At 70.0% G+C, this 12,519-nt stretch carries 11 protein-coding genes and 3 pseudogenes; 9 read left to right on the forward strand and 5 right to left on the reverse strand.

What is annotated here, in order from left to right; genetic code table 11:
• The first annotated feature begins 82 nt into the window (after window positions 1-82).
• The 4 genes and pseudogenes from ACSNOD_RS20480 to ACSNOD_RS20495 all read left to right on the forward strand — a co-directional run.
• Complete coding sequence (locus tag ACSNOD_RS20480; RefSeq protein WP_436768452.1) at window positions 83-1,006, forward strand: ABC transporter permease; 924 nt, start codon at window positions 83-85, stop codon at window positions 1,004-1,006.
• A gap of 14 nt (window positions 1,007-1,020) precedes the next feature.
• Window positions 1,021-1,785: a sirohydrochlorin chelatase gene (locus tag ACSNOD_RS20485; RefSeq protein ID WP_436768442.1), complete on the forward strand. Its 765-nt coding sequence runs from the start codon at window positions 1,021-1,023 to the stop codon at window positions 1,783-1,785.
• Between the two features lie 37 nt (window positions 1,786-1,822).
• A pseudogene (locus ACSNOD_RS20490) lies at window positions 1,823-1,958 on the forward strand (IS5/IS1182 family transposase); the annotation flags it as partial.
• Between the two features lie 68 nt (window positions 1,959-2,026).
• Window positions 2,027-2,570, forward strand: a pseudogene (locus tag ACSNOD_RS20495) (site-specific integrase); the annotation flags it as partial.
• 93 nt (window positions 2,571-2,663) lie between these two features.
• On the opposite strand, the gene ACSNOD_RS20500 reads toward ACSNOD_RS20495, so the two are convergent.
• Window positions 2,664-3,065 carry a hypothetical protein gene (locus ACSNOD_RS20500; RefSeq protein ID WP_436768443.1) on the reverse strand — a complete coding sequence of 134 codons (402 nt, stop codon included), beginning with the start codon at window positions 3,063-3,065 and terminating at the stop codon, window positions 2,664-2,666.
• A gap of 695 nt (window positions 3,066-3,760) precedes the next feature.
• Here ACSNOD_RS20500 and ACSNOD_RS20505 point away from each other — a divergent pair.
• Window positions 3,761-4,036, forward strand: a pseudogene (locus ACSNOD_RS20505) (tyrosine-type recombinase/integrase); the annotation flags it as partial.
• 146 nt (window positions 4,037-4,182) lie between these two features.
• Here the strand turns inward: ACSNOD_RS20505 and ACSNOD_RS20510 are convergent.
• From ACSNOD_RS20510 to ACSNOD_RS20520, 3 genes are all read right to left on the reverse strand, one after another.
• Window positions 4,183-4,644: a hypothetical protein gene (locus ACSNOD_RS20510; protein ID WP_436768444.1), complete on the reverse strand. Its 462-nt coding sequence runs from the start codon at window positions 4,642-4,644 to the stop codon at window positions 4,183-4,185.
• Between the two features lie 94 nt (window positions 4,645-4,738).
• A complete protein-coding gene (locus ACSNOD_RS20515; protein ID WP_436768445.1) occupies window positions 4,739-6,160 on the reverse strand; it encodes an AHH domain-containing protein in 1,422 nt (473 codons plus the stop codon).
• 133 nt (window positions 6,161-6,293) lie between these two features.
• The gene (locus ACSNOD_RS20520) at window positions 6,294-6,713 is read right to left on the reverse strand and encodes a hypothetical protein (RefSeq protein WP_436768446.1); all 420 of its coding nucleotides are present in this window, start codon (window positions 6,711-6,713) and stop codon (window positions 6,294-6,296) included.
• Window positions 6,714-7,207: 494 nt separating this feature from the next.
• Here ACSNOD_RS20520 and ACSNOD_RS20525 point away from each other — a divergent pair, with 494 nt between their 5' ends.
• The 3 genes from ACSNOD_RS20525 (at window position 7,208) to ACSNOD_RS20535 (ending at window position 9,278) form a co-directional block, all read left to right on the forward strand.
• Complete coding sequence (locus tag ACSNOD_RS20525) at window positions 7,208-8,242, forward strand: hypothetical protein (protein ID WP_436768447.1); 1,035 nt, start codon at window positions 7,208-7,210, stop codon at window positions 8,240-8,242.
• 190 nt (window positions 8,243-8,432) lie between these two features.
• On the forward strand, window positions 8,433-8,969 hold the full coding sequence (locus tag ACSNOD_RS20530; RefSeq protein WP_436768448.1) for a DUF4878 domain-containing protein: 537 nt from the start codon (window positions 8,433-8,435) through the stop codon (window positions 8,967-8,969).
• A 96-nt stretch (window positions 8,970-9,065) separates the two neighbouring features.
• Entirely contained in the window at window positions 9,066-9,278 is a 213-nt protein-coding gene (locus ACSNOD_RS20535) for a DUF4236 domain-containing protein (RefSeq protein ID WP_436768449.1), read from the forward strand.
• Window positions 9,279-9,415: 137 nt separating this feature from the next.
• On the opposite strand, the gene ACSNOD_RS20540 is transcribed toward ACSNOD_RS20535, so the two are convergent.
• A complete protein-coding gene (locus tag ACSNOD_RS20540) occupies window positions 9,416-10,618 on the reverse strand; it encodes a S8 family peptidase (protein WP_436768450.1) in 1,203 nt (400 codons plus the stop codon).
• A gap of 971 nt (window positions 10,619-11,589) precedes the next feature.
• Between ACSNOD_RS20540 and ACSNOD_RS20545 the strand changes: the two genes are divergently transcribed.
• Complete coding sequence (locus ACSNOD_RS20545; RefSeq protein ID WP_436768451.1) at window positions 11,590-12,477, forward strand: phosphotransferase enzyme family protein; 888 nt, start codon at window positions 11,590-11,592, stop codon at window positions 12,475-12,477.
• Window positions 12,478-12,519 lie beyond the last annotated feature (42 nt).

The raw sequence follows: 12,519 nt of genomic DNA on the forward strand, positions 1-12,519 counted from the left end.
CGGTACGACCGTGGCGGGGGCCGCCGGTAGGGCCGGGGCGGGAGCCGCTGGTACGGCCGGGGCGGGAGCCGCCGGTACGGCCGTGAAGCCCGGGGCTCCCGGGGCCGACGGGAATGCGGGAGCCGCCGGGGCCGGCGGGCGCGCGGGCACGGGCGATCTGGCCGGTCTGGAGGCCGGGCTGGACGCCCTGGAGACCCGGGCGCCGTCCCGGGCACCGGTGGGCCGCGCCCTCCTCCGCAAGGTCGTGCCGCCGGTCGTCGCCGTCGCGCTCGTGCTCGCCCTGTGGCAGCTGGCGTACGCGCTGGAGCTGCGCGAGCCCTACGAGCTGCCGGGCCCCGCGGACGTGTGGCGCGCGCTCGCCGACGAGTGGTACAAGGGCACGATCCTCGGCATCGTCTGGCAGAGCGTGTCCCGGGGGGCGCTGGGCTTCGCCGCCTCGCTCGCCATCGGCACCCCGCTGGGTCTGCTGGTGGCCCGGGTGCGGGTGGTGCGGGCCGCGATCGGGCCGATCCTGTCCGGGCTGCAGTCCCTGCCCTCGGTCGCCTGGGTGCCGGCCGCGATCATCTGGTTCGGGCTCACCGACGCCACGATCTACGCCGTCGTGCTGCTGGGCGCGGTGCCCTCCATCGCCAACGGGCTGGTGGCGGGGGTGGATCAGGTGCCGCCGCTGTATCTGCGGGCGGGCCGGGTCATCGGGGCCACCGGGGTGCGCGGGGTGCGCCATGTGCTGCTGCCCGCCGCGCTGCCCGGCTATCTCGCCGGGCTCAAGCAGGGCTGGGCGTTCTCCTGGCGCTCGCTGATGGCGGCCGAACTGATCGCCAACTCCCCGGACCTGGGCACGGGCCTGGGCCAGATGCTGGAGAACGCCCGCTCGTACCAGGACATGCCGCTGGTGCTGGGCACGATCCTGGTGATCCTGGTCGTCGGCATCGGCATCGAGCTGCTGATCTTCGCCCCGATCGAACGGCGCGTGCTGCGCGGCCGCGGCCTCCTGGGCCCGAGCTGAACGGGTCCCTCGCCATGCGCCGCACCGCACCGCCGCTCCTCGTCGTCGCCCACGGCAGCCGGGACCCCCGGCACGCGGCGACCGTCACCGCGCTCGTCGAGCGGGTGCGCGCGCTGCGGCCGGGGCTGTGCGTGGAGACGGCCTACCTCGACTTCTGCGCGCCGAGCGTGCCCCAGGTGCTGGACCGGCTGGCCGCGGCGGGGGCGTACGAGGTGGTGGCGCTGCCGCTGCTGCTGACGCGGGCGTTCCACGCCCGGACCGACGTTCCGGCCGTGCTGCGCGAGGCGCGGGCCCGGCGGCCGGGGCTCACGGTGCGCGAGGCGGCGGTGCTCGGCCCCTCGCCGCTGCTGGTGGCCGCGCTGGAACGGCGGCTGCGCCAGGCCGGGGTGAGGCCCGGCGACCGGGACTCGACCGGGGTCGTGCTGGCCTCGGCGGGCTCCTCCGACCCGGAGGCGATCGCGGTGATCGCAGATGTCGCGCGGGAGTGGCGGCGCACCGGTTGGTGTGCCGTGCGGCCCGCGTTCGCCTCCGCTTCCCTGCCCCGCACCGAGGACGCGGTGCGGGCGCTGCGGGCCGAGGGGGTGCGGCGGGTGGCCGTCGCCCCGTACGTCATCGCGCCCGGCCGGCTGCCGGACCGGATCGCCGAGGGGGCCCGGGCGGGCGGCGCGGACGTGCTGGCCGGTGTGCTGGGCCCGGCGCCGGAGCTGGCGCGGCTGCTGCTCCACCGGTACGACGCGGCGCGGCGCGCGGAGCGGACGGCGGAGCGGCTCTCGGCTTAGATCGTGTCCTACGTGGTGAGGCGGATGTCGCCCCGGTATGGGGCGTGGAACGTGGAGCTGGATCGTGCCGGACGGGCTGTGGGAGATCGCCAAGCCGCTGATTCCGGAGCGACGGACGCGGGCCGCAGGGCGGCGGAACGCGGAATACGCCTGATGAGACGGTGTTCGGTGCTGCGCCGCCGACCAGTGCTGCCACAAGCTGCTCTCCCCCGCTGACGCTCACCTACATCCACTCCGTGGCCTCGACCTCGACGCCGGCACCGCCGCAATCCGCCGCACCCTTCAGCGCACCAGCACAGGTGGACTCACCACGCTGCCTACCAAGACCCGGGCCTCCGAACGCCGCATCGCCCTCCCCACCCGTTGCCTCCAGTCGCTGAAGCTCCACCACGAGCAGCAGAAGCGCGAGCGTGAGGCCGCGGGCACCACATGGCAGCACGACGTTCACCACCGCGCAGGGCCGGCCGATCGACCCGCCCAACCTCACCCGCGCCTTCACCACGCTCCTCCGCAAGGCCGGCCTCCGCCGCATCCGCTTCCACGACCTCCGCCACTCCATCGCCACCCTGCTCCTCGAACAGGGCGTCGACCACGTCGTCATCAAGGAACTCCTCGGCCACGCCCACATCGGCGTCACCGCCACCGTCTACGCCCACGTCCGGCTCCGCCTCCAGCGCGACGCCATCGACCTCCTCGGCCACGCCCTCCGCAACCCCGCCGAGATCACCGGCAAGCCCGAAGACGACGGCGACGAACCGCCCCTCTGTGCCGCGCCTGTCCGCTGACGTTGCCGTCAACTACTGCCGTCAGACGATCCAGAGGCCCCACCGGAAATAGATCCGGTGGGGCCTCTACTGAGCTATTGGCGAGTATATTCGTCAGTCACCATCAAGCATCTTTTCGACTGCCGCCTTGATTGCTTCCAACGCCCCATCATCCACTGTGAGTGGCGCTGCGAGCGTTTCGACCCAGTGCCGCATTTCGGCGTCGGTTAGGTCTCGCCAACGCGGATGCATGGCAGCTCTGTGTGCAATGATCCGCCAGCGATGCTGGTGCTGCGAGAGTCGATACCAGTCAGCCTGTTTCTGCGCTCGTCCTGGCGTTGAGCTCGAACGCAATCCCGAGATCAGACCTTCGCGAAGGCGATTCAGTGCCGACGCATAGACCGGACTCCCGTTGAGCACGTCCGTGTCATCGGAGAGCTCAAATTTGAGCTCCATACCGGCACGGAGCAGCATCTCCACCTGGGCAAAGTTGTCGAACTCGACCAGTTCTGACATCAGAAGGGGTTCCTTCCGTGGAAGAGAACGTTCCCCGCCGGGATCTTCAACGAGCCTCTCGTAATCAGCTCATTTGGCTGAGATCCCGGCCCAAGCTCGACACCTTCAGGCATTCGGAAGGCGAACATGCAGTCAGCCTTTCCTGCATACATCGGGCTACCAATGAAGATGTTCTGCTCGATCTCTGCCGGGCTTCCAATTTCCTGGGTCACATGGACCTTTCCGGCGGAGTTGGCGCCAATCCTGAGACTGCCTTCATCGGCCAAAATCCCACTGCGCCCTCCCTCGCTCGTGTAATGGAAGTAGACATTGTCATCGAAATTATCGACAACGTTCCCGACGTCATGAGTCGCCGCATTATTGCAGTTGTGAACGAGGACTGGCGTAGCCCCCGCCTGGACATGGTACGTGTGCTCGCCGGGCGGGCGTCACCTGCATTTTCGCTGGTCAGCGAATTCCGGCCTGTCCGTGGGTGTGCGTGGAAGTGCCGGGTTGTGCGCCTGTGTTGCCGTCGGCGTTACCGTCAGACGGCTACGTGCGTGAGGGCGGTGAAGTGGGCTTTGGCCGGTGTCCTGCCCGGGCTGGGGTCGGGCATGGTCAGGGGGCCGTACGCTGGCCCGGCAACTCGGGCAGGTCGTGATCCTGCCGGGCCGGGCGGGCGGCCGTGCCGCGCGCGACCCACGCCAGCGGGTCGCCTTGACCGGGCCGGCATCCGCCGCATCCGCTTCCACGACCTCCGCCACTCCACCGCCACCCTCCTCCTGGAACAGGGCGTCGAACTCGTTGTCATCAAGGAACTCCTCGGCCACGCCCACATCGGCGTCACCGCCACCGTCTACGCCCACGTCCGGCTCCGCCTCCAGCGAGACGCCATCGACACCCTCAGCGCCGTCCTCGACGGCCCTGCTGGCCACGAGCCGACACGCGACGACGGCGACGACCCGCCGCTCTGCGGTGCCACCGTCCGCTGACGTTGCCGTCAGCTACTGCCGTCAAACACCCGATGGGCCCCTTCCGAAAATCCGGAAGGGGCCCATCGGTTTGCCGCGTCAGGCGATCCAGAATTCAGCCACAGAATTCCACTTGCGAGCGCAGCCATGCACCCGAACGGTCAAATTCAGGCCAACTCCTGCGAGACATCAAATTCCACAGGAATCTTCTCTCGAACGACACTCCAAACGGGATCCCGTTTCACCGATTCGAGCCATTCATCGAACGGCGTCCCACTCTCACGGAACCACCAGGAGTTGCGGCTTTCAAGCGACCGCAGGTCAGCATCGACTCGATATCTATATTCGAGCTGAACCTGCGAGTACCCTTCGTGCTCCCCTTCGGCGTCAACGAGTTCCATTTGACGCACGAAGCCCACCGTGAAGGTGGGTTCAGAAAACCAGTTTACTTCGCCATACTGAAAGAGGAATCCATCGGAGTCAGCGCCGGTCGGGACGTCGAACCCAATTCGCTCGAAGCTGCGGACAGTCGCCATAACTTCCTCGGCAGTTGGAACCTCTCGACTCGATCCCAGCTGGTCAACGATGCCTTGCACCACGCTTAGCGCAGAGTCGATCGGTCGCCTCATCCCTTGTCTCCCTCGCTCGCTTCAAGATCCCTACCGCCTTGCCGTGGTGCGCCCACAGAGGCGTTGCCGCACCACGGCAAGGCTACACACTCAGTTACGGCCAGTGCCCGCCCTGCAGCTGCCTTCGTAGGTGGCCCAGCACGTCTCGGGCTTCATTGGCGTTTCTCGCACCGCCGATCAAGTCATTGACGTAGGCATAGTAGTCATTCGTGTGAATTCGCGAATGAACTGATGCACCTGTCGGGTTAGCCGACGCCGATCCTCGCGGCAAGAACACACCGTTGCCCGCATCGTTGATATCAATTCCGAACTTGGCGAGTTGCTGCCGTGCCGCTGCGGCCTTCGGAGAGGTACTGGCCACGATGTGATGCGCGGCAGTATCCGCAGGCCGGGTAACCCCGGATGCCTCCAGATTCTCACCAAGAATCTTGGCATTACTGGAGCAGTTGGAATTGTGAACGAGGACCGGCGTCTCGCCCGCCAGCACATAGTACGTGTGGATTCCGCTGACGGTGAGGTTGAACACCTGCTGGACCGCGGTCCACGCACGGGTGGCCGTAATCTTGACCCGTGTGCCGGCCGATGTGCGCAGCAGCGCACCCGGCTTGACGTCGCCGGCCTTCATCCAGGTGTGCTGGTCCTCCAGCCAGAAGGGGTGACCCTCGGTCGCCGTGATGGTGTCCGTGGCATCGCCCTTGTCGCCGTCTGTGTCGACGGTGAGCTGCACGAGGTGCTTCTCACCGTTGCCGACAATGACGCGCTCCACCGGGCGGGCTTCCGTCCTGCCCGTCGTGGGGTCCGTCGCCAGGACCTTCTCACCGATGTGGATGTCCTTGATCGGTTTGGTGGTTCCGTCAGCCATTACCACCGGAGTTTCCGGAGTGAAACTGTTGACGGAGCAGCTTCTGGCCGTATCGGACGCTTCGGAGACGAGCTTTTCGGCCTTCTTGGCGCCCTTGCTGCTCCCGGCAGCGACGCGCTCCACCTTGCTGGCCATCCGCGCGACCTTGGCCCCGCGCACTGCTGCCGTGGCCCCTGGGACGAACACGCTCGCCACGGTGGCCGCCGTCCACAGGCACGCCTCGACGTCGCCCTTGGTCGCACACTTGATCGCGTGGTTGACGCCGGTGACCTCAGCGGTGAACTCCAACCCCGCCTTCAGATACGGAGCGGCAGTCTGGGTGAACTCGGACACTGCCGTGATCGCCGTGTCGACGGCCGAGACCATCCGGGCGCTCACGTCGGCCACGACCTTGGCGACCTCGGTGGCGACCCTGGCCACGTCCTGGACGAAGTGCTTGGTCTCCTGGACGATCGCCGCCGGGATATTGACCGCTATCTGCGCGGCCGTCTTCATGCCGGCGTAGACCGGGCGGAGTGCCTTGGCCAGTACGGGGATGGGGTTGTGCGTCGCAACGTACTTCTTCGCGGAGCGCGCCTTGTCGCTGATGTACCGCTTGCTCTCGCGATAAATCTGCCCCGCGGACTTGTAGACCCTTGTGGACTGGTTCCTCACATAACTGGCGCCGGCTGAAATCTTTTTGCCGAGCCATCGACACGCTGGGCAACGCACTGGCTGCGGGCGACGACTCCGAGGAGCCGCCGCCCGCAGCGGTAGGTGTCCGTTGACGTTGCCGTCAGCGTTGCCGTCAAGCGCCTCGTGAGGGGCCGTCGGAACTGGAGGAGTTACGCCTCGCATCGATCTCGTTGCGAAGCTCCTCCAGCTCCTCGTCGTTTGCCTCGAACGGCGCAGAGCAGGTCTTCAAGACCTCAATCTTCTGACTGACTCCCCACTCATCCCACACTTCCAACGATGAGGCGTACCGAGCGATCACGCCCCTCTCGTACTCCCTCGTAGACCACTTTCGCCAGGACTCCCAGCGCGCCACCCGACGCGAATCCCGGATCCGCTCACTTTCCAAGATGATCGAATCGACGATTCGGCGATGTGCTGCCGCAAGTCTGGGGCTACCGAAATACGGTTCGGGAGGTTCCTCATCTTCGAACTTCAAGCGCACCAACGCTGAAGCCAGCGTCTCCAGCTCCTCAAGAGCCAGCTCTACCTGCATAAACCTCTCCTAGCCAAACGGGTTCGGGCCGGCGTACAACACGTCGGATCGGTCAAACCGCAACGACCCTCGGTGTATCAGCTCGTTAGGCTGCTCTCCCACTCGGAGAGACACACCCTCCCGCCTTCGAATCGCGATCACGAAGCCACCCTTGCCCGCATAGGCTCCGGCACCCGATGGCTCGGCAACCCGATTTCATCCGGCGCCCGCCGTCGACACGGCGATCACGGCAGTGTCCGAGTTCGCCCAGACTGCCGCTCCGTATCTGAAGGGGCCGCAAGATTGGCTGGGGCTTCCAGGGCTACCACGGCACCGCCCTGCGCACCGACGCCTGCCACGTCCCCGCGCAGCCGGAGCCGGCCCCCATCGCGGCGCGCCCCCGTATCCCCGCCGCCCTTCGCCAGGGCAGCGACCAACTCATCCAGCACTTCTACGTCGACGAGCGCGGCTGGCTCATCCAGGGCGCGCAGCGCGACATCAACGACATCGGCACCGTGGTGTACAGCGTCGTGCCCGGCGCGCAGAACATGGTCGACCAGCCCGTCGTCACCGAGCAGGCGGACGGCACCCCGATGGCCTTCGTCCTCGGCAAGGACGGCCGCATCTACATGACCAAGCGGCAGCCGGGCTCCACCTGGTCCCCGCTCACGGATCTCGGCGGCGCCTTCGCCGCCGCCCCGACCGTCGTCCGCGACTCCAAGGGCGTCGTCCAGGTGAACGCCTTCGATCGCAACGGCAAGCTCTGGTACCTGAACCAGCGCACGGCCAACAGCGAGGACTTCATCCCGTGGCGGACCCAGGACGCGTACTCCTCCGTCCCGGCCGGCTACGAGAAGGAGACGTTCGCCGGGGCGAGCCAGGCGGCCGTGGTGGACGGTGAGAGCGACCGCGTGTTCGTCCTCGGCATCGACAAGCAGGGCCGCCTCGGTGTGAACCGCGCCGACAGCAAGCGCGACGGCTGGTGGGTGTGGGGCGTCTCCGACGTCACCGGCCTGGCCGGCACCCCCGCCGCGGCCCGCGGCGCGGACGGCAGGATCGTGGCCTTCGCCCGGAACAAGGACGGCGAGATCTGGACGGTGAAGGAGTCCGCCCGCACCTCCGGCGGCAAGGCCCTCAACGGCTTCTACGGTGACGGGGCCGTGATCCCGGGCGTGAGGACCGAGGGGTCACCCGTCGTCGCCGTCAACAAGGACAAGACCCTCGGCGTCCTCGTTCGCGACGACAAGGGCTACATCCGCTACTCCGCCCAGCGCCCTGACGGCACCTTCGGCGACTGGGTCATGGTCTGGTCCGGCAAGGCCGCCACCGACCCGTCGACCGTGCAGCTCGCCGACGGCCGCTGGGGCGTTTTCTTCCTCGACGCCGAGGGCGTGGAGCGCATGTACTGGCTCACCCCGGCCAATGGCTCGGCGGCCCCGAATGCCCGGATGAAGCGCAGCATCACGCCGGAGTCGGCGCCGGAGACGCTGTTCACCGGCGGCCCGACGGCCAAGTCCCGCGTGAAGCCGACCGCACCTGCGGCCAAGTAGCCCTGTTCATAGGGCTGTCGGACCCCCGCGGCGGTTCCGTGACCGCGTGAGGACGGCGGGGGCCGGGGTTCGCGCCCCGCCCCCGGCCGCACGTTCGGCCGTCTCACGGACGTATCAAATGTGTCAGGTTCAGCCGAGCCCGGCCGAGTGCAGCCGGGTCCAACGGCCAGGCCAAGAGGAGTGGGAGAGCGTGCCGGATCAGCTGGGGTCTTCCCCTGTCGGACAGACGACGCGGACGGCCGGGCAGCGCTTGGCCCAGGTCGCGCACCACCTGGGCATCTGGCTGTGGTCGTCGCGCCGACGCCGGCTGTCGACGCTGGTGGCATCGGCCGCATTGCTCGCGTCGGCCGTCGCGGGGGGCGCGTACCTGTGGTGGTTCCAGGACCCCGGCGCCCAGCCGGGCGAGAAGGGGGCCCGCAAACTGGTCATCGCCTACATCGACGCACTCGCCGACGGCGACATGAACGAGGCGTGCCGACTGCTGCACCCGCGCGTGACTGCCTCCATGGGCCAGGCGGAAGGCGGCTGCCCGGGAGCCATGCGTGCCCAGATCGGTGACCGACTGAGCCGCGAGGCCCGCGGCCGAGTCGCCGACATCGACGTGGGGAAGGCCACGGTCGAAAACAAAGCCGCTCGGGTCGAAGTGAGTTCGGGGGGCAGCGCCGCGAAGAAGAGCACGGTGGTCGTGGAGCGGGTCGACGGGCGCTGGCGGGTGCTGGAGGACTGAGCGGGCCACATGAGCGGGTGGCGGGTGGGGATGGCCGCTCTCCGTGGCCGGCGCGGGCCGGGGGAGCCGGCCGCATGCCGCACCATGGAGTCAGGCATGACCAGCGAGGAGGCCGTGATGCCGGTCCATTACCACCAGCGGGTGACCCTCATCCCCAAGCTCGTCCATCTCCATCTCGGCAGTCACGGCTGGTCCGTGACCATCGGCCCGCGCCGCGCGCACATCACCCTGCACAAGCACGGCAGGCGCACCGCGTCGGTGCGCCTGCCGGGTGGGCTCGTCTGGCGGCGGTCGTCCCGCCGCCGGTAGCGACCCCTGCCGGGGTGACATGACCTCGCATCACCTCGGCTCCGGCGGCCGTCCCCCCGGGTGGGGAGCCGTGCCGCCGGGGGGCCGGCCGCCGCGCCCCGTGGGGGCGGGCACGACGGCCGACAGCGTGCGGTGGATCACTCCACGATCCTGAGGAGGCGGTTCGGGGTGCCCGCGCTCGGGTTGGTGATGGCGTCCGCCGTGGCGCCCTTGGTCAGCGCGCCCGCGACCTGCTCGGGGCTGGCCGTGGGGTTCTTGGCGAGGTAGAGCGCGGCGGCGCCGGCGACGTGCGGGGTGGCCATCGAGGTGCCGGAGATGGTCTTGGTCGCGGTGTCGCCGGTGTGCCAGGCGGACGTGATGTCCGAGCCGGGCGCGTAGAGGTCGACGACGCTGCCGAAGTTGGAGAAGTCCGACTGCTCGTCGTTCTTGGTGCTGGAGGCGACCGTGATGGCCTCCTTGACCCGGGACGGCGAGCGCTCGCCGGCGTCGGAGGACTCGTTGCCCGCGGCCACGGCGAAGGTGACGCCGGAGGCGATGGCCTTCTGCACCGCGGCGTCCAGCGCCGGGTCGGCCGTGCCGCCGAGGCTGAGGTTGGCGACGGAGGGACCCTGGTGGTTCTTGGTCACCCAGTCGATGCCGGCGACGACCTGCTCCGTGGTGCCCGAGCCCTGGTCGTCGAGCACCCGCACCGCGACGATCTTCGCCTTCTTGGCGACGCCGTGCGCGGCACCGGCGATGGTGCCGGCGACGTGCGTGCCGTGGCCGTTGCCGTCGTCCGCGACGTTGTCACCGTCGATGGCGTCGAAGCCGTGGCTGGCGCGGCCCTCGAAGTCCTGGTGGCCGATCCGGACGCCGGTGTCGATGACATAGGCGGTGACGCCCTCGCCGCCGCCGTCGGGGTAGGTGTACGAGCCGTCGCCGTCCTTCTGGGCCTGGTCGATCCGGTCCAGGCCCCAGGACGGCGGGTTGGCCTGCTTGGCGTTGATGGTGAAGCGCTGGTTGCGGACGACCTTGGCGACGGCCGGGTCGGCGGCGAGCCGGCGGGCCTCCTTCTCGGTCAGGTCCTTGGCGGAGAAGCCGTTGAAGGCCGCGTCGAAGGAGCGCTGCAGGGTGCCGCCGTACTCCTTGGCCAGGTCCTGCTTGTCGGCCTGCTCGTCGAGGATGACGATGTAGCTGCCGGCCACGGCGGCCGACGCCTGGGCGCCGAAGACCGTGCCCTCGGCGGGGGCGGGGGCCGCGCCGGCGGGGAGGGCCAGCAGAGTCGCACCGGCGGTGACGGCGCACGCGGCGGATATCGCCACGGTCAGCCGACGCCTGCTGGAACGCTTGTGAGTCGCCATGAAGAGGGGTCTCCTCGTGATGTGTGGGGGGATGCGGGCGCCGTGGCAGACGCCCCCCGCACGCCGCAAGATCGGCGTCCGAGTGGTTCGAAACCCTGTCTCATGGACTGGCGGTAATTCAACAGATAGCCGCAGGTGTGACATACGCAACGACCTTGCATAACCCCAATTACGTTGTAACTCCGGCCAATTGGACCGACTCTTGCGCAGCGCGTTCACATATTCGTCACAGCAGGACCGCAACTGCCCTTGCGACCCCGGAAGGTGGCCGGCGACGATAACGCGCCACGCGGTGAACGGCGCGAATCACCGCGAATTCGGCGCGGGCCGGGGGGCGGCCCGGCGGGGGCCAAGGGGCCACTCGCGGGGCGCCGAACGACCGCTCGCGGGGCGCCGACCGGCGGCCCGGCGGGCGCCGTCCCCGGCCCGCGCGCCGCGCCCCTGACCTCGGCACACGGGTCCGCCGCCCGGGGTCACCCGCCCCCACGAGCGCGGGTACCGCGCGGGGCGCGGGCGGTCACCCCCTCCTTCGGCGCCGCCCCGGCCTCCCCAACTCCCGCGCACACTCGGCATTCACGGCGCCGCACGCCAACCGCGGCGCCGCGCCCGCCGAGAACGCCCCGGGCGAGCCTCTCGCCCCCCGGTTTCCCATTCCGGCGTGAGCGACAAAGCCGCCGCCCTGACAACGCCGCCACCCTTTTTTCTCGGCTCCTCGGCTCCTCGGCTTCTCGGCTTCCTGAGCTTCCCCGGCTCCTTGGCTTCCCCGGCTTCCCGGCCCGGCGAGTCGCGAGGCCCCGCGGCGCTCGGCGGAATTGGCCGGAATCCCGCCCCGCCCCCCGCTCCCGCCCCGGCCGACAGGCCCCCGTGCCGTGGCGGAGCGGGCCCGAGGGGCGGGGGGCACCCGAGAGGCGGGGCGGCCGTCCCGGTTGCGAGACTGGTGGGGTGATCGGACAGCGGTGCGGAGGCCGGGCATGACGGACGGGGCGTTCACGGAGGCGCGGGCACGGGCCGTGCTCGCGGCGGCCGGGCACGAGGCGGCGGCGGCCGGCGCCCGGCTGCTCGCCCTCGGCGAGAACGCCGTCCTCGCGTTCGAAGCCGACGGCGAACCCGTCGTCGCGAAGATCGGCCGGGACGCCCGGCTGCGGGAGCGGGCCGCCCATGAACTGCGCGTCGCCGCGTGGCTGGCGGAGCGGGAGATCCCCGCCGTGCGGCCGGCGGACCCCGTGGCACACCTCGTGGCGGGCCACCCCGTGTCGTACTGGCGGCGGCTGCCCGAGCCGGTGGGCCCGGCGCGCCCGGCCGATCTGGCCGCGCTGCTGCGGCTGGTGCACGCCCTGCCCGCACCGCCGTTCGCCCTTCCCTCCCGGGACCTCCTCGGCGGGGTGGAGCGGTGGCTGCGGCTCGCCGGCGGGGCCGTCGACCCGGTGGACGCGGCCTGGCTGCGGTCGCGCCGCGACGAGATCGCCGCCGCCCTGGCGGAGCTGCGGCCGCGGGGCGAGCCGGGGCCGATCCACGGGGACGCCCTGCCGCGCAATGTGCACCTGGGGCCGGACGGCCCGGTCCTGGTCGACCTGGAGACCTTCTCCCACGACCTGCGCGAGCACGACCTGGTGGTGATGGCGCTGGCCCACGACCGCTACGGGCTCCCCGAGGGCGAGCTCGACGCCTTTGTCACCGCCTACGGCCGGGACGTCCGGGAATGGCCGGGATACGCGGCCCTGCGGGGCGCGCGGGAGGTGGCCGCCTGTGCGTGGGTGGCCCAGCACGCGCCCGGGAACCCGGCGGCCCTCGCCGAGTTCCGCCGCCGGGTCGCCAGCCTGCGCGAGGGAGACGCCCGCGTGCGCTGGCACGCCTTCTGACCCGCCCGCCCCGGCGGGGGCCGCCGGGCCCCGGTGCGCGCC

It is taken from the genome of Streptomyces sp. URMC 123 (assembly GCF_051386515.1).
Classification (GTDB): Bacteria; Actinomycetota; Actinomycetes; order Streptomycetales; family Streptomycetaceae; genus Streptomyces.